Origin of the sequence: Rickettsia asembonensis (assembly GCF_000828125.2) — a bacterium.
Classification (GTDB): Bacteria; Pseudomonadota; Alphaproteobacteria; order Rickettsiales; family Rickettsiaceae; genus Rickettsia; species Rickettsia asembonensis.
Window position 1 is genome coordinate 1 of sequence record NZ_JWSW01000074.1, and the last position, 19,751, is coordinate 19,751.

The following is a 19,751-nucleotide window of genomic DNA, read 5'->3' on the forward strand; positions in this document are numbered from 1 at the left end:
TCAACACTCCCTGAATATTACCTTTATTTAGTTTCTCGATTCCTGCTCTACAATATAAAAATTCAAGCTTATCAGAACAAATCTCTTTATAATATCTATCAAATTTTAACTCATCCCATTTTTTTAATGCTGCAGCTATAGTAGAATATGCCATAGGATAATTAGATTCTTTATAAATCCAACCAATTTTTACTCCTACATTTTTATGTATATGTAAATAATTAATAATAGCCGTTTGAGATATAATATATTTTGAATGTCCTGGATCATTGTTAGTTAACCATTGTGCTTTTTCATTACTTTTAATACTCTCACATATATTTTCATAATCTTTATTGTTTTCCAAGCTAGATAAACAAATTATTTCTGTATCTTCTTTCATCTTTAATATATCTAATAAGTTATTAAGAGCCTTTTTATAGGCTTCAATACAACTTCTCAATTCATTATATCTGCCCCTTCTTCCTTTGCCATACTATCGGCAAGAATAATAATTAACTTTGAGTTATTACTTTGGTTTTTGTTACACAAAATTGTAGCAGTCATTAACATATGCATTACATCGATAGGTAGTCCAATACTTAATCCATTTACTTTTGATCACAGACCTATACCCATACATATATTTGGCTTTTCTTATGAAATATTAATATTATCACTATTATAACTAACTAGTGATAAAGCGTTTTCTAGGGAAATATTGTTTTTAGTTGTCATATAAATCTCTTATAATTTTTGTTAAAGTTAAAATAAATTGTTTATTAATGTGATGTTTTTGTGGGGCAATACGGATATATTGCTCTAGCCCTTCATATAAACTACAATTGACTACTGCCATATTATACTTTGCGATGGTTTGGCAGAAAGTAGTAGCATCACTAAAATATTTAGGTATCTTAGCTATAAAAGTTTGACTATGTGAAGGAATTACCTCAAAACCTAAAGCTTTCAGCGAATCCATCAGATATAATTTTTCCTGTAATAAATAATTGACCGATGAATTAAGATGTTCAGAATCCTGTAACGCAGCAATTGCCCCTGCAATTCCAAATGAATTAGCACGATAAGAACCAAGTCGCCTTTTCATGTAATTAATTCTTTCCTCTGATGCAACAATATAGCCCATGCGAAGTCCTGCAAGACCATATGCTTTTGAGAATGATCGTACTAAAATAATATTTTTATGAATTGCATGATTAAGAATAGTATTACCTATAAAATCAGCACTTGCCTCTGAAACCACTAGCGGCACAGTCAAATCATCGGCAAGCGAAATTAATTCTCTCGGACTATGCCAAATCCCTGTTGGATTATTAGGGTTGCATATATGTATTAGTGCAATATCCGGTTCTAGCCCTGTGAGTAAGGCTTTTAAATCTAAAGTAAAATCAGTTTTAAGTGGAATAGTTTTAGCATATCCTCCAAGAGTTGTAATACATGCTACAGATTCAGGAAAAGTAACTGATAGTACTATAATGCCTTGATTTAAAGCATATATTTTCAACACATCTTCAAGTAGCTGATTTGCCCCTGCCCCAACCATAATATTGATGGACCTAAAGGATTTTCAGAAAGCGTTTTAAATCAATACTATTACGGCTAGTACAAGCATAAGTATGCTCGTAGAGCTTTTTTATAATATTCATATTTAAGTCTTATTTAAAAGTAGTAAAAAATTAGAATTTGTAATAATTAAGATGAATTAGCGGCTAAATCGGCTAAAAGAAAACGGAGAGGTATAAAAAAATGTGAAAGTAGTGATAAGCTGATATGAGAGAGAACTAAAGTTATTTTTGTGGTTTAATATTATTTTTTTCATAAATTTTATTAGTTACGTTATTTATCATAGTTAAAGAAAGATTTATTAATGAGAAAGTTCTAAATCGATAAAAAGATTTAATATTCATAATGAAACTCCTAATTTTGTGAAATAATATAGATAGAAAGTAAATTATTGTAAAGTTTTTTATTGAACTTTGACATCTCGCACTTTAAAAAAACTATAAGATAAGGTAAGTACTTTAATGTCTTGCATTTCAGGGTCAAGCTCAAAATCCTTATCTATATAAAATGTAACCGGCATTAAAACTTTTTCGCCGGCTTTTAATAATTGTTCTTCAAAACAAAAACAATGAATTTTTACGAAATATTTTCCTGCTTTATTTGGAGTAACATTATATACGGAAGTACCTATTATATCGTTATTGCTTAGATTTTCCGTTTCATAGAACACTAGAGTATTCTGCCCCGGAACAATTTGCACTCTTTGCTGCCTTGGAATAAACCGCCAAGGTAAATCTTTATCAACATTAGCATCAAACTCGATAATTATAGGTTTAGTGCCTTTTACCTTAGAATATATACTCACCGTTTCTTTTGCAGTAGTACCACCATATCCTGTAACTTTACAAAACAAATTATAGATAGGTACGGAAGCAAAACTTAGTAACACCATACTAATTATTAATCCCAGCAAGGAAAAGGCTAAATTTTTATTGGATTTTTTAGACATTATTTGATTTTATTTAAAAATACTCTAGAAAAAGTTTATTTTAGATCATATATATGTTAGTATAAAGAAAAATAGTAAGGTTGGTATGACTAATAATATTAATGCATTAGCAATCTCTAGCGAATCAGGATTTTATAGCTACTTACAGAAAATCAATAAAATTCCTTCACTTACGCAAGAAGAAGAATTTTTATTAGCGAAATCCTATTTAGAAGAGAATGATTTACAAGCTGCACATAAATTAGTAACGAGCCATCTTAAACTTGTTGCAAAAATTGCAAGTGGCTATAGAACTTATGGTCTTCCTATTACTGAATTGGTTTCAGAAGGTAATATAGGTTTAATGCAGGCAGTAAAAAAATTCAACCCCGAACTCGGTTTTCGCCTATCAACATATGCAATGTGGTGGATTAAAGCCGCTATTCAAGAATATATATTAAAATCTTGGTCATTAGTAAAGATGGGAACAACGGCTGCACAAAAAAAATTATTTTTTAGCCTTAATAAAATTAAGCATAAAATTACCAATTTATACTCAAGGGCTATTACTGCCGACGATTTCATACAAATAGCAGATGAGCTAGGCGTTTCGGTTAATGAAGTTTCTGAGATGAATACTAGAATTTCAGGTCCTGATTTATCGTTAAACAACCCTATAAATAGCGACGATGCAGAATCAGGAGAATTAATAGAATTATTACCGGAAACACGCCCTACTCCTGAAACTATAGCTATTAATAAGCAAGACTCTACCGGTAAAAGGAAGTTACTATCAAATGCTATGAAGATTTTAAATGATAGAGAACTTCGTATTTTTACAGAGCGTAAATTAACGGATACTCCTAAAACTCTAGATATTCTAAGCAATGAGTATAATATTTCTAAGGAACGTATTAGACAAATAGAGAATACGGCTTTTGAAAAAATAAAAAAGTTTATCTTAAACCATAGTAAAAAAGTAGCTTAAGCCTTATTGGATTGTCATCCAGTGTCTTGACCTGCATTGCTGCATGGATCGAAAAACCTACTCTATGTCATTAGTTCAGCACGCCTGACCATTCAGGATCAGAAGCATCCGTTGGTGTTGTAATTTCTCTTTCATTATGACCTGTTAGGTCAATTGCAAAAATTTTATTTTTCCCCGGAGCTTTAGCTCTCGACGGCCAACCTTTAGCAAACATAATAACTCGTCCGTTAGGCGACCAACAAGGGCTTTCGACTAAATATCCGCTTGTTATTATTCTTTCACTATTCTCATCATATTGGGGGCATGCTTTCATAATTCCGATATTAAAAGTTTTTCCTTCAGCTCCTCTAATAATCTTAGTAAATGCTATATAATCTCCTCTAGGCGACCAGCTAGGAGCAGTGTAAGAACCTCCACCGAAACTAATACGCTGAACGTCACTTCCGTCCGAATTCATGATATATAATTGAGGCACACCGTTTCTATCGGAGCTATATACAATTTTTTTACCGTCCGGTGAATAGCTAGGAGAGGTATTAATACCGAATCCATCAGTTAATTTATGAAGCCGTTTAGTAGCAAGGTCAATTTCATAAATATGCGTCGAGCCGTTTTTAGCTATCGACATTACGGCTTTTCTACCTTCCGGTGAGAATCTAGGGGCAAAAGATATACCGGAAAAGTCACCTACTACGCTTTCTTTACCTGTTTTTAAATCCTTTTCATAAACAAGAGCTCTTCTTTTAGTTGCGTATGAAACATAAAAAATCTTATCCGCTGAACGAGCAAATCTTGGGGTTAATACTAGTGACTTTCCATTGGTAAGGTATTTATTATTAGCCCCGTCATAATCCATCAAAGCAATTCTTTTTATTTTCGGTAAAGAAGTGCTTTCTGATACATACACTATTTTAGTATCAAAATAACCGGCATCACCGGTAATTTTTTCATAAATTTTATCGGCAATTTTATGTGCTACTCTTCGCCATAAATTTTCCGGTACTTCAAGAATTTCGCCGGCAAGCTGTTTTTCAAGCAACGTATCCCATAATATAAAGCTAATTTTAAGCTTACCGCTTTCTAGTTTTTTAACTTCACCGTTTACTAAAAGGCTAGCATTAATTTGCCGCCATGCAGCAAAAAGCGGTTTATATTCTATTCCTGTCTTCTCTTCTATAAAAGATGCAGAGGAAATAGGACGAAATAACCCCGAAAGCTTTAAATCATTAGAGATAACTTTAACCACATCGTGACCTATGGCGTCATCAGCAGAACTATCAGCATTAAATTTATTAACCGCTATAGGCGTAGGATCAGCTTGCCCATGCTCAATATTTATTGTTTCAAGTGCATAACCTTTAAAGCTAAATAATAGTGATAGTATAAAATATATAATATTTCTCACTCAAAATACTCCTTATTTATAATTAACGTCATCGCAAGAAAATTGCAGCGTTGTTGCATGGCTTGAGAAACATCATTGCGAGGAGCGAAGCGACGTGGCAATCCAGAAAAAATAATAAAAAAATTCTGTAAATCAGAATTTTTTACTGGATTGCTTCGTCAATTGCTATGCAATTTCCTCGCAATGACGCCTTGCGGGCTATAATCCACTACCCAAAAATCTTCACCAATTCTTCCCATTCTCTTTTAGTCATACCGCTAGTTTCATGAGTAACTTTTTCACCGTTTATCATTCTTTTAATTACATCCAAGCCTTTACATGAAATATTTGCTCCTTGCAAACGATATTCCTCAAAAGCTTCGTAAGTAAAAGGAACCCAAGCTTTGACTATCTCAAGCATCTTTTCGGCATAAACTCTAATTTCATATTGTGCGTGAGGGTCGGCACGCAATCTTAGGAAATGAAGCAAATTATGTAAATTAATTTTCCAATACCATTCCGTATAATAATTTAAAGTTAAATTCATACGGGCAAGCTCTCTTGCTATTCCTGTGGTATTCTCATCTATAATATTACCATCTTCATCTGCATTCATCAGCTCCTTATAATGCCCGTAACACTGTTTAGCATCTTCCTCTAAGATTGCAAGAACCTTTTCGGCCACTTCTTTCGGTAAACTATCCCCTTCCCTACATTGTTTATTTACCGCAGATTGGGAAGCAATATTTGCCGGTTCGGGTAAATAAAATTCGTTGCCTAAAATAGAGTATCTCGCCGAATATTCGTTAACGCTAGCCGTTCTATGCCTAATCCATTGCCTTGCAATAAATATCGGTAGTTTAATATGGAACTTGATATCACACATCTCAAAAGGAGTGGTATGATAATGACGAAGCAAATAGTTTATTAGCCCTTTATCTTGGTTTAGCTGCTTCGTACCCTTACCGTAAGAAACACGAGCCGCTTGTACTATAGCACTATCATCCCCCATATAGTCGATAACTCTAATAAAGCCGTGATCTAACACTTTTATAGGCTCATATAAGATTTCTTCAAGTGCCGGGACTGTTACTCTTTTTGTGGTGTTGTGCATTCTATCCTCTTAAAATAGGTATTTCATTTTTGTTAGTTTGTTAGGATGTCATTCCCCCTTGGTATTTGTTACGTGGTTCAGTTTATCTGTCATTGCGAGAAGAATTACGTAGTAATTCGACGAAGCAATCCAGTAAAAAATTCTGTATATCAGAATTTTTTTAATTATTTTTCTGAATTGCTGCGTCGCTTTGCTCCTCGCAATGACGATTCAGGTGTCCACGCAACAAGGTCGGACAAGCCACGGCATGACATTTCACGACAAATAACTATATAAATTTTTACCGTTTCTTTTTAGCCATAATTTTGCCGGCTGGTATTCAGGATATATATCCTCAACTAGCTCCCAAAAATTTTCGCTATGATTCATTTCTTTTAAATGTGCCATTTCATGAGCTACTAAATATTTCAGTACTTCAAAGGGAGCAAAAACTACTCGCCAATTAAAAGCAAGATTCCCTTTGCTACAACAGCTTCCCCAGCGAGTAACATTTTCCATTATTCTAATATTAGAATAAGTCAAATTATGTTTTTTAGATATATTCTCTACTATTATTTTTATTTCTGCTAATAATGTCTTTTTAAGGAATACTTCTATACTAAGTTTTTTTAGTACCGTACTACAATATACTTCTAACGTAGAATCATTTAGTTTTATCTGATTTTTAGACGAATCAATATGTATTATTTCATAAGATTTTCCTAAAATAGAAATCTTATCTTCATCCTTTGGTATCACAGTTACATTACGGCGTAATTTTTGCCTAACCCAATATTCTTTACTTAACAGAAAATTATGACCTTTCTCTAGCTTTGCCTTAAGAGGCAATACAAGCTCTGCACCTTTAGGCGTAATTCGTATGGCTATATTTTTAGCTTTACCACTCCTCCTTACTATAACATTTTGAGGTTCACCGTATTTAGTAAGAGCAATAAAATCTTCCATTTAAAATTCTATATATTTACTCGGATCAACCGCTATTTTGTTTTTACGCATCGCAAAATATAACTTATGTTCTACATGTCCGATAACACTATTTTTAGTAATTTTATCACCTTTTTTAAGTAACAAATCGTCTAAACTCGCATATGCTACTTCTAAATCGTCTTTATCTAATTTAACTATTACTAAATTACCGAATTGTTTATTAAAACCTGAATATATTACCGTTCCTGCAGCTATCGATTTAACTTCGCTATATTCTTTAGCGGCAATATCTATCCCTTTACTTTTACCGGCTTTAAACTCGGTAATAATTACCCCGTTTAACGGTTTTACAAAGCTTGACTGCTCTATCTCTTCTTCATCTTCATTCCGAGATATAGGAATCTCAATATCATCATTATCATCTTCTATAATTTTTGCCTTTGGTTCTTCGAGTCTACCACTAACTTTTTCTGATACGGAATCGTCTTCCATAGTTCTTTGAACTATCAACCCCTCATCGTGTTCTAATTCGGTAGAATTATTATTTGCAGTAATATCTCCTACTTTATACTCAATTGGAGCAGGCGGCTGTTCAACACAAGCAACTAAACAAAAACATATAACAATACTAAGTGCAACAGGATATTTCATATATTTAACAAAACTATTATTTACATTAGAAAACAAATCTTACATAGTATATAATTTTTATCATTATTTTCCATCAAAAAATTAACTATGAAAACTTATAATATTGTCATAGCTAGTGATCACTCAGGTTATGAGCTTAAGTCTGAAATTATCAATTATTTAGAGCAGAAATCTTTGAAGGTTTATGACTGCGGAACGAATAATACGCAAACCGTCGATTATCCTGATTATGCTAAGAAAGTAGTAGATATTATTATTGAAAAATCAGCTCCTATCGGTATTTTAATTAGTGACACAGGAATTGGTATGTCTATAGCCGCTAATCGTAGCTCGGAAATAAGAGCAGCTTTGTGCCATAATATATTAACCGCTGAAAACGCTAAAGCTCATAATGACGCTAATATTTTAATACTCGGAGCAAAAACCATAGATCACAAAATAGTGTTTGATATTATAGATAAGTTTTTAACCACTAAATTTGAAGGCGGTAGACATAACGTTAGATTGTTAAAAATAAAATAAAAATATATTGACTTTACTCACATTATCTAACATTATTTCACATAGTACTCATGTAAAAATAGTGAAATGAATCTACAAGATTTTCGTATACATAAAAGACTAAATCTTAATCCTTCAGTAATTGAAGAAATTTATACAAAAATTTTTGAAATTGAAGGAGTAAAAAATAGTTGGTATATTACGTGACAAATCTTACCTCAAACACTAGATCGTCTTATACGTTCAGTAATTATCACTTCAACCGGCTCCTCCAATCGTATTGAAGGTAATAAACTTACTGATGAGCAAGTCGAAAGTCTATATAAAAATCTAAGTGTTAAAAAATTTAAGACTCGTGATGAGCAAGAAATAGTTGGATATTTAAAGTGTCTTGAATTTATCTTTAATAATTATGAAGAAATTAGTATTACAGAATCATTTATATTAAAGTTACATAATGATATGTTGGTTCATAGTGAAAAAGACGCAAGACATAAAGGAAATTATAAATTTGGATCAAATCGTGTAGAAGCAAAAGATCATAATGGTAATGTAGTCGGTAAAATATTTGATCCAACTCCACCTTATTTAGTAAAAAAAGAAATGCAGGAGTTAATAGATTGGTACAATTGGACGGTTGATAGTAAAACTAAGCACCCTTTAATCATTATTGCTAATTTTATTTTTGAGTATTTAGCAATTCACCCATTTCAGGACGGAAATGGTAGAACAAGCAGATTACTAACTAATTTATTGCTTTTAAAGCATGGTTATTTATCTGTTCAGATTATTTCTCATGAACACATTATTGAAGCAAATAAAATTGATTATTACATGGCACTTAATAAAACTCAAGTTACATGGAAGACAAAATCAGAAGATATTACCGCTTGGTTGATTTTTTTTAAATGTGGTTAAATCACAAAGTACTAGGGCATTACAAATAATTAAAAATGATAATATAGAGTATTCGTTATCTGCAAGACAACTAATGATGTGGAATTTTAATACAAAAGAAATTAACGAATTTAGTCGTAAAGATGCTGTAAATGCCCTTGGTTTTCCTAAACGAACTGTTGAATCTATAATAAAAAAATTATCTAATTTAAAACGTTTAGAGCGTCTTGGACAAGGAAAAGCTACACGTTATAAGCTTATTTAGTGTGTAATAACCTAAACAAATATGTTTCAAATTTTTAACTGATTTATTTATAGGTATTACCATAAAAGAATTATCTTGCACTATTAGCTCCAACTTACTTCCTGTAGATAAATTTAATTTCTCTCTAATATAACTTGGAATTGTCATTTGCCCTCTATTAGTGAGAGATACAAGTTGTGCTTTCATAATGATCTAATTATAAATATTTTCAGTATAAATTAATAGCATTATAATTAAATTTCCTATAAAAATATATATTTAACTTGATGAAACATTATTATATACTCGATAAACCATAATATGAATTGATGCTACTTAATATGAATCTTCAAGAGTTTAAACAAAAATATAATTACGATGTTGCAACGAAAATGATGCAGCAATATCTAGACATTAAATTTGCTAATTTAGATTGTTTACTGCTTTTCAGAATGGGTGATTTTTATGAGATGTTCTATGAAGATGCAATATTAGCCAGCAATGTACTCGGTATTGCCTTAACAAAAAGAGGTAAAAACGGTGAAGAAGAAATTGCGATGTGCGGAGTGCCTTATCATGCTCTTGAGAATTACTTAACTAAGCTAATCGAAGAAAATTATAAGGTTGCTATTTGTGATCAGCTTGAAACACCTGAAGAGGCAAAAAATAGAGGCGGTTATAAAACGGTAGTTACTAGAGACGTTACACGTATTATAACTCCGGGAACTATAATTGAAGAAAATTTAATTGCTTCAGCCGAACCTAATTATTTAGCAAGTCTCGTAATACCGAAAAATAAAGAAACGGCTAGCCTTTGTTATGTTGATCTTTCTACTTCCGAAATTTTTGTAGTTAATGTGCCGGAAGCGGAAATTCTTAATGAGCTGGCTCGTTTAAAGCCTCGTGAAATTTTGCTTAGCGAAAATCTAAGATCTTCTAATCTTGCGGATAGTATTTTCAAACAATTAAATTTTCGTATTACTTATCAAGTTGATAGTTTTTTTGCAATTAATAAATGCGAAAAAATCATTCTAGATTTTTATAAAATGAAAGATATTAAAGGAATCGGAGAGATATCTAATAGTCAAATTTGTGCTATAGGTAGCATTTTAGAATATTTGTCGTTAACGCAAAAACAAAATATTCCTCATTTACCAATCCCTAGAATTATCAATTTTCATAGCTATATGACTATTGATTTCTCTACTAGACGCAACCTTGAAATTGTAACAAACTCGCAAGGCGGCTCGAAAGGAAGTTTACTAAGCACCCTCAATCATACGGTTACTAAACAAGGCGGACGTTTACTATATAATTTTCTTTCAAGTCCTTTAACCAACATTGCTAAAATAAATCATCGTTTAAATATTACCGAGTTCTTTTATTCCAACTTAGAAATAGTAAAAAGAATTAGAGAACTTATAAAAAAAACTAGTGATATAGAACGCTGCCTAACACGTATCACAATGAACAGAAGTTCAGGTCGTGATTTACTTAGTATTAAATATACCTTAGAAACTGCAACGATTATTAAAGGAGTATTTTTTGACGCTTACGGTTTTAATTTACCTGATTTTATCGAAAAAATTATTAAACCTCTATCAGGTGATGCGGAATTATATAATTTAATAGACGAGAGCATAAGAGAAGATGCACCGAATAATTTAAATGACGGAGGTATAATAAAACATGAATATCATCCAAAAGTAGCCCAATTACATGATTTAATTAATAACGGGAAATTACATATTGAAAAGCTAAAAGATCAATATCGCAAAGAAACGGGCATAGACAGTTTAAAAATATCTCATAATAATGTTATAGGGCTTTTTATTGATATTACCGCTAAAAATGTTAATAAAATCCTTGATCCCAAATTTATTCACCGTCAAACAACGGTTAATAATGTCCGTTACACTACTACTGAACTACAAAAGCTTGAAAGCGAGTTAGTCAACGCTAAAACCTTAGTAATAAGCTTGGAAAAAGAATTATATGCGGATATTTGTAACCAAGTAATCGAAAAAGCTTCCTATTTACGAATGCTTGCAAGCTCCTTAAGCGTACTTGACGTATTTTGTAATTTTGCATATATCGCTGATGAATATGATTATGTTAAGCCTGAATTTACCGATGATTTAAGCTTTGATATCGTTAAAGGACGGCATCCTGTAGTAGAGAAAGCACTACAACGAGAAAGCAAAAGCTTTGTATATAATGACTGTCATTTATCGGAACTTGAGCGTATTTGGTTAATTACCGGTCCTAATATGGCAGGTAAAAGTACTTTTTTACGTCAAAACGCCATTATTGCAATCATTGCTCAAATAGGTTCGTTTGTGCCTGCTAAAAGTGCCAAAATAGGAGTAGTAGACAAGATATTTAGCCGAATAGGTGCCGCTGATGACTTAATTAAGGGACAATCAACCTTTATGGCCGAGATGCTTGAAACCTCGGCAATTCTTGCTCAATCTACAAAAAACTCACTAATAATACTTGATGAAGTAGGTAGAGGCACATCCACTTATGACGGTGTATCTATAGCGTGGTCGGTGCTTGAATATATCCATGATAAGCTAAAATGTCGCTGTTTATTTGCAACTCACTATCATGAGCTAACCGTTATGAGTAATTTCCTACCGGCTTTACAAAATTATACTATTGCTATTGAGGAGTCAGGTAAAGATATTCTATTTTTACATAATATTATATCAGGTGCTGCCGATAGATCTTACGGTATTCATGTTGCAGCTTTAGCAGGACTCCCTGCCAGCGTTATAAATAGAGCTGAGCAGATTCTGCTTAAATTTGAGAAAACTTCTACCGGTAAAGGAAAAAATATCTTATCTACGGAGTCAAATAATTTAAGTTTGTTTAACCTTGAGCATAATAAAACTACCATAAGCAGCAAATTAGATGAAAAATTTAAAACTATCGATCCTGATAAACTATCCCCTAAAGAAGCACTTGAATTGATTTATGAGTTAAAGAAGTTGATTTGATATAAATTTGAGGACGTTTGTAATGGTTATTATGTCATTCCCACGAGGCATTGTTGCGGTGGATACCAGAACCGTCATTGCGATGAGCGAAGCGACGTGGCAATCCAGAAAAATAATTAAAAAAATTCTGATATACAGAATTTTTTACTGGATTGCTTCGTCGAATTACTGCGTAATTCTTCTCGCAATGACGAAAAATCTATCCACGCAACAAGGCTGATCAAGCCACGGTATGACAACCTTGATACTTTTCCAACCAATATTTACTACAGGCGAAAAAATTGGGGTTAGCGAAATTTTCTTTACCGTAAGTAATTTCTTGTCCATGTGTATCTAAAATATTACCGCCGCCGGCTTTAATTAAAGCATGACCTGCCGCTATATCCCACTCCATAGTTTGACCGAATTTTGGATATATATCAGCTGCTCCTTCAGCAATTAAGCATAGTTTAATTGAACTGCCTATTGCATTTATTTGACCGAATGAATATTTACTTAAAAATTCTTTAGTAGCTTTATTTGAATTATAAAAACCTATTACCGCATTAAGCTCTTCATGTTTAGGTTCATGATTAACAAATATTTCTTTAGAATTCTGTTCGATTTTTAACCGCCCCTGTACATCGGTATAATATAGCTTTGCTGTTTCAGGGTGATATATCAAGCCGATAGTTGGAAGACCGTTTTCAATAAGCCCTATATTTACCGTATATGTATTTTTACCGTTTACATAGCTCCGTGTCCCGTCAATAGGATCGATTAACCAAAAAGTATCACTGCTTAATATAGGTAACGGCTGCTCTTCACATACTATAGCTATTTGAGAGGTTAAGCTTCGTAGAGTTTGATAAATTATTTTACTAATTTCCTTATCGGCATTAGTGACTACTGACCCATCTGATTTAATATCAGTCAATATTCCTGCCTTTTTTATATCTAGTGCAACCTTGCCGGTATTAATAATTAAATCTTTTAAAACATTAATTAAATTGTCATTCATAATTATTTATTTAACATCTTTGCAGCCGTATCATCTTCTAACCACTGACCGGTATTTAAAAACGTAGATTGCTGCAACTCAGCGATTTGATGATCAGGTGATCCCGGTAACATTTGCCACCCCAAATATTCAATTCCATAATATCCTATATCAACCATGCTTAAATAAGAGTCCATATTTTCTAAATCTTTTTTATTATTTGCAAAAATTACTATTTTTGTAGGTTGTTTTGGTATAATTTTTAAGAACTCTATAAGAGTTTTTACTCTATTTATATTACCGGTAAATATTATACCTAAATAAAAAATAGGGGCTCCAGCATCGCTTGGATTAAATCTAAATACATCTTTATCATTAACTTTATTAGTAAAATTAATATTGAGTCCGTAAAGTAAGGTATATAACCATCCTTCATAATTTTCAATTAAATTACATGGAGCAGTTATTTCTTGAAGACCTAAAACTGTTGCACCTTGTCGTTTCATCTTATTAATTAAATCTACCCATTTAGATTCAACAAGCATCATTTGACGCTGCACTATCAATTTTGCAATAGTTTTATTAACTGATGCGTTATCCGCTGCAAGACTATATAAATATTTAGTAAAATTTATATAAGAATTATCCTGATATCGAAATAATTTGGATTTCGGTGTTATAATAGTATTATCTATATTTATAAGTACCAGCGTATCTGCATCTATCTTCGGTAATAAATTTTTCATTGTTACCGAATCTACAGAGTAAGTAGGAATAATTTGACCATAACTTACACACGAAATAACTAAGCAAAGTAAGCTCAATAAAACTTTATTGATTTTTATCATAAGGATTTTTATCTTTTATCTTGTTAGTTTTTAGAGGCTGATTATTTCTTTTTAATTTATTTATTTGAAGTATTAAATCACCAATGGTTTTAGTATAATATGCAGCATCTTTATTTTCCGGGGTATTTTTATTATTATAATGATAACCAATAAATAATATATTAGAACTATAACTATTAAGTTGAAACTCCATTGATTTTAATAATTCTATATTACTGCTAATTATTATAAAAGCTTTAGGCATAAATCCCATTTGAATAAGGAAATTGAGCATCATTTCCGCTTCCGATATATTATTACTCGTCAATATACCCTTATAAAATACTGGATAAGTATTAGCAAAACTGTCTAAATTATTAAAAATAATATAATTATTGTTTGGAAAACTATTTGAAAAATCAATATTGAAATTTTTCTTTAAATAATCGGCAAACCATATTTCAAATTTAGGAATATTATTAAAATTACCGGTAAAGCCATCATTTACTGCTATTATAGGAATTTTACTATTACTCATTTCATTTACAAAATTTGGAAAATCAGCTTCTTGTAATTCTTTCTTATAACTATCATTAGTTAAAATCAATTGATTTATATAAATAGCTTTTGGATTTTTATTAATATTAAGCAAAAGAGGAGTTAGTGTACGATAAATATCTTTATCAATTTGTTCAACGATAGGCACTAAAGACTTAAACAAAAATTCATCTAACACCGTTACTACTAATAAATCCTGAGGTAGATAATTTTTATTATAATTTTCTTTAAAATCTTGTTTTATTTTATTTAAACTATCCACTTCTATAATTTCTGCTTTAACTAAGGAAGTAATAAATAATAGTAAGATAAATAAAGATTTTTTGAATATCATCATAATTTTTAAAATTTTATTATTGTATAGGATAGACGAAGTTTAATTTGGAAAAGAGCAAGGAGTCTATAAGGCGAGGAGCGCAGCGTATACTTAATACGTGAGCACCGCAGAACTTATAAGACGACGTAGCCAATTTTTCAAATTAAACGAGTATATATTAGTGTTACCACATCATAGTGCTAATATCAATCCATATTAAACTATAATATGGTAAATATGTTTGGAAGTTTTTTTAGCTCGCTTGGCGGCGGCATAGGAAATACATTTGGGGTTGGTATATTTTCAAGCGTGGGAAGATTTGCCAGTAAAATGCTTGGTGAGTATTTAGATCAATTAAATCACGAACCGATAGAATATGACAATATTAAAAATTTCAAAGAAAGTTTTAAATATATAACAGCTAATTACGGCGAAGCTATACCGTTAATTTTCGGTACTGCAAGAGTTAATGGAAAAATAATTTGGGTAGACAAAATAAAAGAAGTAGCAAATAGTACCCGTTATAAAGAATATTTCCCTTATTTTCATAACTTAAAATCCGTTACTAATTTCACTGAATATAGCTATTTCTTTTCTTTTGCAGTTAGTATTTGTGAGGGAGAAATTACCGAGATTAACAGAGTATGGGCAGGTGATGAGGTAATAAATTTAGGTAAATATAATTTTAGATTATATAAAGGCTCAGAAACACAATTACCCGATCCTTTAATTGAAAACTATCTCGGCAGCAGCAAAACTCCTGCTTTTAGATCGCTTAGCTATATAGTATTTGAAGAACTACCCCTAGAAGATTTCAGCAATATTATTCCAAATTTCTCATTTGAAGTAACAAGAAAACCCAATATTTATCTGCCTAATAATTATGCAAAAGTTGAAAATCTAATTAGTAGCATTAACATGATTCCGGGATCAGGCGAATTTGTTTACGATATGGAAGTACAATATAAAACTTTGGAAAGTTCTTACGGCGGCGTTATAAGCCATGAGGCTATTAACTCTCATAATCATTATAATATTGCAGATAGCATATTTAGCCTTAATCAGCTACAAAATACCTGCCCTAATATTAAATGGATAGCACCGGTAGTTTCTTGGTTCGGCGATAGTTTAGATATAGGCTATTGCAGCATAAAACCGGCTATAGAGTTTAACGACCCGCTAACCTCATATTCATGTACTTGGCAAGTCGGTCGTTATAATAGAGTAAATGCTAAAATTATCTCTAAAGATGAGCATTACACTCATTACGGCGGCACGGTTAATGATGCTAGTTTAGTGCGTTACCTAACCGAGCTTAAAAGACGTAATTTAAAAATTATGTTTTATCCAATGTTTTTCATGGATCTATCAGGTAAACCATGGCGTGGGCATGTAACAGGTTCTGCAAATGCAGTAAGTAATTTTTTTCATAAAGCGGACGGCTATAATAATTTCATTCTTCACTACGCACGACTGGTTAAAGATTATGTAAATGCCTTTATAATCGGCTCAGAACTAAGCATAACTTCTATAAAAGATTCAGCAAATAATTTTCCGGCAGTGCTAGAACTTATAAATCTTGCTCGTTTAGTAAAAGAAATAGTAGGAAGTAATGTACAAGTTACTTATGCTGCCGATTGGTCGGAATATCATCATACTAGCGGCAGATGGTATAATTTAGATCCGTTATTTGCCTCCCCTTATATCGATTTTGTAGGTATAGATGCTTATTTCCCTTTAACTAGTTCTTTAAGTTCTCAGATAACTAAAGAAGAAATTATGAAAGGTTGTCACACCGGCGAAGGATATGATTATTATTTAGACGGTAACGGTAATAAACAACCTCTATCTGCTGCTTATGCTTGGAAAAACGTAGAGTATTGGTGGAAAAACCATCACTATAATCCTGATGGAAATCGAACGGCTTGGGAGCCAAAAATGAAAAAAATATGGTTTACCAAGTTTGGCTTTCCATCAATAGATAAAGCTCCAAATCAACCAAACGTGTTCTTTGATCCTAAATGCACGGATGGCGGTAGCCCTAAATATTCCTTGGCAGGTACGGATTTCTCTGTACAACACACGGCTATTAAAGGATTTATAGAATATTGGCAAACGCAAGAATATATAGAAGAAATGTTTTTATGGACTTGGGACGCACGCCCCTACCCTGCATAGCCACACGGTAATATTTGGAGCGATAATCATTCATTTATGGGAAAAAGGACATTGGGTTAACGGCAAATTCGGCTCTTGTAGTCTTGCCGAGATAATCCTTGAGCTATCTGCTAGAAGCGGTATCGACCTGAAGAAAATCAATATTTCTACTATTGACGAAGTGGTAGACGGTTTTATTTTGAATAAAGTTTTATCTACAATAGATGTTATTAATTCTCTAAGAATATTTTACTTTTTTGATGTGATAGCAAGTGAATGTGAAAAAATTAAATTTCTGAAGCGAGGAGCAGGTAATTTAGAGCATCTAAGCAGCGAGAGTTTAATAAAAATTTCAGATAATAGTTATTTAAAGCAAACAGAAATACCTGAAGAAAATATTATTAGCAAGCTTAGTATTAATTTTATTGATAGGTTTAATAATTATACTAATTCCTATTGTTACATAAGCAATGAAACAGATTCAAATAGTCCAACCCTTAACGTCAAAATTCCTATTATTTTATCCCTACCCGAAATAGAGAAAATAGGAGGATTAATTTTAAAAAACGCTTCTATTGAGAGCAAAGTAATTAAATTCCTAATACCTTCCGTCTTTCATGGGTTTAAGCCAGGCGATTTTTTAATACTGCATTATAACAAACTTAAATATCAAATTAGAATAGTAAATATACAACTACTTTCTCTAACTTCTTATGTTACGGACGTTATAGATAATCTATCTTCTTATTATTTGCCAGCTGCAAATATTTTATCCGGTTTTGAGAAAAACACAAATGAGCAAATCAAATACGTTATTCTTGATCTACCATTTAATGTAGTGGAAGGAAATGATCAGCCTTACCTAGCTGTTTATTTACAAAGTAGTATTAATGAAGCCTTATATGTGTCTACAAACGGCAGAGATTATACCAAAATAGCAAATTTAACTAACCGGACTTTTATAGGAAGCGTTATCAGCTTTACTTCAAACTCTCTTACTATTAATTGTAAAAGTTTTGAAACGCTAGTTAATGATGATTGGAATTTGGCATCTTTCGGTCTAGAAATTATAAAATTCAAAAGATGGGAAAAATTAGATATTGATACTTATAAAATAAGTGAAATAGTTAGAGGCGAATTTGCTACCCAAAACTTAATTCGCTCTCATCTTCAACACGAAAATTTTATTTTACTTAAAAAGAATTTTAATATCATTCCTGTAGCTAAAAAATTAAAAGACAAAAAAGTATATTTTAAAGTCAGCAACCTATCACCTATAGAAACTACTTTCCAAAACAAAGCGGGATTATAGATAGAAAATTTTAATTTAATTTTTTAATCTCTCCTTTTGTTAAACCGGTATATTTTAGAATTTTTTCTATAGGTTCTTTATCAGTTAGCATTTTTTTAGCTAAGGTAATTTTTTCTGCCTTTATTATATATTCAACAACTTCCATATCTTTAGCTTTTTGGAACTGCATACCTTTTTCGATACCTTCTTGAAGCCAATGATGTGCAATACTTCCCATAAATTTCTTCTCTTACTTTTGAAGTTGTTTTTGCAGTTCTTTAATTTCTTTTCCCGTAAAACCGGTAAATTCAACAATTTCGTCTAAAGGCCTATTTTTCGCTAACATTTTTTTTGCTATCTCCACTAATTTCATTTTACTAATTTGTATACCTTCCTGCATACCTTTTTCGATGCCTTCTTAAAGCCAATGATATGCGATACTTCCCATAATTTCCTCTTCTACTTTAGGACTTAAACATGATTTAAGCATATTTTCTAACTCTATTTTATCATTTTGCTCTACTTTAGTCAAAGAGTAACTCAAAGCACTTTTTATATAATCAACACCGGTATTAGAATTAGCAACTATTGTTAAACAATTAGATATTTCTTGCCATTTATCAAATAAATTAGGTTTATGGATGGAAGTGTTGAGAGATAAGATAAGAAATTAAGCAGAGAATTACAGGAAGGATATTTTTTTGGAAAAATTTGTGTTTAAATTTAAGATAAATTTTGGTCAGTATATACAAAATTAGTAGAAATTTTGTTACTATCTATGTGTTATCTATGATAATATTAGCTACCCGTTAAAACGGTTAATCGTTTCAAATTAAAACATATAGCCTTCATAAATTTAGAGAATTGAATTTTGACAATACCAATATATCTGACACGTTTATTATCTTGTGAAAATACTCTTTCAAAAGGTGCTCTAATTTTTGTATAATATTTATCAAGGTCAAAATTCTTATCTTGCATGTTATTTCTCTTTACAGCACAAAGATGTACTCCTTTCCTAGTGGCTGCATCTTTGACAGACTTTGTACAATATGCTTTATCTACATATGTAGCACCGAAGTGTGGCATAACATGTTTAAAACCTTTACTATCAGTAACATTTGCAGGGGTAACTGCAACCTTATTAATCATCCCTGATTGAATATCAACGCTAACAAGAATTACAAAGTTTAATCAACGAGCTAGAAGAAGAGCTAAAAGAAATAACAGAATTAACAAATGCTTTTAAAGAATTAAAAAAATTAACTGAAGCCGAATTACTTCAAATATGCACAAAAACTGTAAAATTAATAAAAAATAATACTTTAGAAGAAATTAACACAAAAATAGAATATTTTGCAAAAATATCTGAATCTAAACTTGAAAAAGAATATCAAACTAAAATAACTGAAACTTAGCATAAA

23 protein-coding genes are annotated in these 19,751 nt (G+C 31.6%); 9 read left to right on the forward strand and 14 right to left on the reverse strand.

Annotated features, from left to right (window positions below):
- The 3 genes from SB78_RS11180 to SB78_RS05975 all read right to left on the reverse strand — a co-directional run.
- Window positions 1–382 (reverse strand): hypothetical protein (locus SB78_RS11180; protein ID WP_241773794.1); only part of this gene is annotated, 382 nt, incomplete at its 3' end.
- A gap of 324 nt (window positions 383–706) precedes the next feature.
- Window positions 707–1,543, reverse strand: a complete 837-nt coding sequence (locus SB78_RS05970; RefSeq protein ID WP_041079368.1) for a pyridoxal phosphate-dependent aminotransferase — start codon at window positions 1,541–1,543, stop codon at window positions 707–709.
- A gap of 423 nt (window positions 1,544–1,966) precedes the next feature.
- Window positions 1,967–2,512 (reverse strand): cytochrome c oxidase assembly protein, encoded by a 546-nt coding sequence (locus SB78_RS05975; RefSeq protein ID WP_041079370.1) that lies wholly within the window; start codon window positions 2,510–2,512, stop codon window positions 1,967–1,969.
- Window positions 2,513–2,597: 85 nt separating this feature from the next.
- On the opposite strand from SB78_RS05975, the gene rpoH reads away from it, so the two are divergent.
- Window positions 2,598–3,479 carry an RNA polymerase sigma factor RpoH gene (rpoH, locus tag SB78_RS05980; protein WP_041079372.1) on the forward strand — a complete coding sequence of 294 codons (882 nt, stop codon included), beginning with the start codon at window positions 2,598–2,600 and terminating at the stop codon, window positions 3,477–3,479.
- 70 nt (window positions 3,480–3,549) lie between these two features.
- Here the strand turns inward: rpoH and tolB are convergent, their stop codons facing one another.
- Complete coding sequence (gene tolB / locus SB78_RS05985) at window positions 3,550–4,884, reverse strand: Tol-Pal system beta propeller repeat protein TolB (RefSeq protein WP_041079374.1); 1,335 nt, start codon at window positions 4,882–4,884, stop codon at window positions 3,550–3,552.
- A 208-nt stretch (window positions 4,885–5,092) separates the two neighbouring features.
- Window positions 5,093–5,977, reverse strand: coding sequence for an FAD-dependent thymidylate synthase (gene thyX, locus SB78_RS05990; protein ID WP_041079376.1), 885 nt, complete (start codon window positions 5,975–5,977; stop codon window positions 5,093–5,095).
- A 45-nt stretch (window positions 5,978–6,022) separates the two neighbouring features.
- On the opposite strand from thyX, the gene SB78_RS08880 reads away from it, so the two are divergent.
- Window positions 6,023–6,253, forward strand: a complete 231-nt coding sequence (locus tag SB78_RS08880) for a hypothetical protein (RefSeq protein ID WP_146625053.1) — start codon at window positions 6,023–6,025, stop codon at window positions 6,251–6,253.
- Here SB78_RS08880 and SB78_RS05995 read toward each other — a convergent pair.
- Window positions 6,233–6,922 carry a M48 family metallopeptidase gene (locus SB78_RS05995; RefSeq protein WP_041079379.1) on the reverse strand — a complete coding sequence of 230 codons (690 nt, stop codon included), beginning with the start codon at window positions 6,920–6,922 and terminating at the stop codon, window positions 6,233–6,235. The genes SB78_RS08880 and SB78_RS05995 overlap by 21 nt on opposite strands.
- On the reverse strand, window positions 6,923–7,591 hold the full coding sequence (locus SB78_RS06000; RefSeq protein WP_041079382.1) for a murein hydrolase activator EnvC family protein: 669 nt from the start codon (window positions 7,589–7,591) through the stop codon (window positions 6,923–6,925). It abuts the gene before it with no gap.
- Between the two features lie 51 nt (window positions 7,592–7,642).
- Between SB78_RS06000 and rpiB the strand changes: the two genes are divergently transcribed.
- The 3 genes from rpiB (at window position 7,643) to SB78_RS11190 (ending at window position 9,218) form a co-directional block, all read left to right on the forward strand.
- Window positions 7,643–8,077: a ribose 5-phosphate isomerase B gene (rpiB, locus tag SB78_RS06005; RefSeq protein ID WP_041079386.1), complete on the forward strand. Its 435-nt coding sequence runs from the start codon at window positions 7,643–7,645 to the stop codon at window positions 8,075–8,077.
- Between the two features lie 441 nt (window positions 8,078–8,518).
- The gene (locus tag SB78_RS11185; RefSeq protein WP_241773795.1) at window positions 8,519–8,974 is read left to right on the forward strand and encodes a Fic family protein; all 456 of its coding nucleotides are present in this window, start codon (window positions 8,519–8,521) and stop codon (window positions 8,972–8,974) included.
- Window positions 8,967–9,218: a hypothetical protein gene (locus tag SB78_RS11190; protein ID WP_241773796.1), complete on the forward strand. Its 252-nt coding sequence runs from the start codon at window positions 8,967–8,969 to the stop codon at window positions 9,216–9,218. The genes SB78_RS11185 and SB78_RS11190 overlap by 8 nt, the downstream gene beginning before the upstream one ends.
- Here the strand turns inward: SB78_RS11190 and SB78_RS08440 are convergent.
- Window positions 9,171–9,404, reverse strand: a complete 234-nt coding sequence (locus tag SB78_RS08440) for an AbrB/MazE/SpoVT family DNA-binding domain-containing protein (RefSeq protein ID WP_081420992.1) — start codon at window positions 9,402–9,404, stop codon at window positions 9,171–9,173. The two genes, SB78_RS11190 and SB78_RS08440, sit on opposite strands and share 48 nt — an antisense overlap.
- Window positions 9,405–9,526: 122 nt before the next feature.
- Here SB78_RS08440 and mutS point away from each other — a divergent pair, with 122 nt between their 5' ends.
- Entirely contained in the window at window positions 9,527–12,199 is a 2,673-nt protein-coding gene (gene mutS, locus SB78_RS06015) for a DNA mismatch repair protein MutS (RefSeq protein ID WP_199402819.1), read from the forward strand.
- Window positions 12,200–12,230: 31 nt separating this feature from the next.
- On the forward strand, window positions 12,231–12,419 hold the full coding sequence (locus SB78_RS09760) for a hypothetical protein (protein ID WP_158510113.1): 189 nt from the start codon (window positions 12,231–12,233) through the stop codon (window positions 12,417–12,419).
- On the opposite strand, the gene SB78_RS06020 is transcribed toward SB78_RS09760, so the two are convergent.
- The 3 genes from SB78_RS06020 to SB78_RS06030 are packed head-to-tail and all read right to left on the reverse strand — an operon-like array spanning window position 12,420 to window position 14,894.
- Window positions 12,420–13,199 carry a 3'(2'),5'-bisphosphate nucleotidase CysQ family protein gene (locus SB78_RS06020; RefSeq protein WP_041079390.1) on the reverse strand — a complete coding sequence of 260 codons (780 nt, stop codon included), beginning with the start codon at window positions 13,197–13,199 and terminating at the stop codon, window positions 12,420–12,422. It abuts the gene before it with no gap.
- A 2-nt stretch (window positions 13,200–13,201) separates the two neighbouring features.
- The gene (locus tag SB78_RS06025; RefSeq protein ID WP_041079392.1) at window positions 13,202–14,026 is read right to left on the reverse strand and encodes a DUF2608 domain-containing protein; all 825 of its coding nucleotides are present in this window, start codon (window positions 14,024–14,026) and stop codon (window positions 13,202–13,204) included.
- Complete coding sequence (locus SB78_RS06030; protein ID WP_041079432.1) at window positions 14,010–14,894, reverse strand: DUF2608 domain-containing protein; 885 nt, start codon at window positions 14,892–14,894, stop codon at window positions 14,010–14,012. Before SB78_RS06030 ends, SB78_RS06025 begins: the two co-directional genes overlap by 17 nt.
- Before the next feature lie 222 nt (window positions 14,895–15,116).
- Here SB78_RS06030 and SB78_RS11195 point away from each other — a divergent pair, with 222 nt between their 5' ends.
- Both SB78_RS11195 and SB78_RS11200 read left to right on the forward strand, forming a co-directional pair.
- Window positions 15,117–17,057, forward strand: a complete 1,941-nt coding sequence (locus SB78_RS11195) for a baseplate megatron protein TIM-barrel domain-containing protein (protein WP_241773797.1) — start codon at window positions 15,117–15,119, stop codon at window positions 17,055–17,057.
- A 178-nt stretch (window positions 17,058–17,235) separates the two neighbouring features.
- Window positions 17,236–18,348, forward strand: a complete 1,113-nt coding sequence (locus SB78_RS11200) for a phage tail protein (protein ID WP_241773798.1) — start codon at window positions 17,236–17,238, stop codon at window positions 18,346–18,348.
- Window positions 18,349–18,358: 10 nt separating this feature from the next.
- Here the strand turns inward: SB78_RS11200 and SB78_RS06050 are convergent, their stop codons facing one another.
- The 3 genes from SB78_RS06050 to SB78_RS06060 form a co-directional block, all read right to left on the reverse strand.
- The gene (locus tag SB78_RS06050) at window positions 18,359–18,565 is read right to left on the reverse strand and encodes an RpnC/YadD family protein (protein WP_041079397.1); all 207 of its coding nucleotides are present in this window, start codon (window positions 18,563–18,565) and stop codon (window positions 18,359–18,361) included.
- Window positions 18,566–18,577: 12 nt separating this feature from the next.
- Complete coding sequence (locus tag SB78_RS06055; RefSeq protein ID WP_241773799.1) at window positions 18,578–18,727, reverse strand: transposase; 150 nt, start codon at window positions 18,725–18,727, stop codon at window positions 18,578–18,580.
- 398 nt (window positions 18,728–19,125) lie between these two features.
- Window positions 19,126–19,509, reverse strand: a complete 384-nt coding sequence (locus SB78_RS06060) for a transposase (protein ID WP_338390885.1) — start codon at window positions 19,507–19,509, stop codon at window positions 19,126–19,128.
- Window positions 19,510–19,751 lie beyond the last annotated feature (242 nt).

Excerpts from the sequence above, each read along its gene's own strand:
- SB78_RS06055 (WP_241773799.1), bottom strand. The coding sequence starts at position 18,727 with ATGCAGGAAGGTATACAAATTAGTAAAATGAAATTAGTGGAGATAGCA.
- SB78_RS06025 (WP_041079392.1), bottom strand. The coding sequence starts at position 14,026 with ATGATAAAAATCAATAAAGTTTTATTGAGCTTACTTTGCTTAGTTATT.
- SB78_RS05995 (WP_041079379.1), bottom strand. The coding sequence starts at position 6,922 with ATGGAAGATTTTATTGCTCTTACTAAATACGGTGAACCTCAAAATGTT.
- thyX (WP_041079376.1), bottom strand. The coding sequence starts at position 5,977 with ATGCACAACACCACAAAAAGAGTAACAGTCCCGGCACTTGAAGAAATC.
- SB78_RS11185 (WP_241773795.1), top strand. The coding sequence starts at position 8,519 with ATGTTGGTTCATAGTGAAAAAGACGCAAGACATAAAGGAAATTATAAA.
- rpoH (WP_041079372.1), top strand. The coding sequence starts at position 2,598 with ATGACTAATAATATTAATGCATTAGCAATCTCTAGCGAATCAGGATTT.
- rpiB (WP_041079386.1), top strand. The coding sequence starts at position 7,643 with ATGAAAACTTATAATATTGTCATAGCTAGTGATCACTCAGGTTATGAG.
- SB78_RS05975 (WP_041079370.1), bottom strand. The coding sequence starts at position 2,512 with ATGTCTAAAAAATCCAATAAAAATTTAGCCTTTTCCTTGCTGGGATTA.
- SB78_RS08880 (WP_146625053.1), top strand. The coding sequence starts at position 6,023 with ATGTCATTCCCCCTTGGTATTTGTTACGTGGTTCAGTTTATCTGTCAT.
- SB78_RS08440 (WP_081420992.1), bottom strand. The coding sequence starts at position 9,404 with ATGAAAGCACAACTTGTATCTCTCACTAATAGAGGGCAAATGACAATT.
- mutS (WP_199402819.1), top strand. The coding sequence starts at position 9,527 with ATGCTACTTAATATGAATCTTCAAGAGTTTAAACAAAAATATAATTAC.
- SB78_RS06020 (WP_041079390.1), bottom strand. The coding sequence starts at position 13,199 with ATGAATGACAATTTAATTAATGTTTTAAAAGATTTAATTATTAATACC.
- SB78_RS06050 (WP_041079397.1), bottom strand. The coding sequence starts at position 18,565 with ATGGGAAGTATTGCACATCATTGGCTTCAAGAAGGTATCGAAAAAGGT.
- SB78_RS09760 (WP_158510113.1), top strand. The coding sequence starts at position 12,231 with ATGTCATTCCCACGAGGCATTGTTGCGGTGGATACCAGAACCGTCATT.
- SB78_RS05970 (WP_041079368.1), bottom strand. The coding sequence starts at position 1,543 with ATGGTTGGGGCAGGGGCAAATCAGCTACTTGAAGATGTGTTGAAAATA.
- SB78_RS11195 (WP_241773797.1), top strand. The coding sequence starts at position 15,117 with ATGTTTGGAAGTTTTTTTAGCTCGCTTGGCGGCGGCATAGGAAATACA.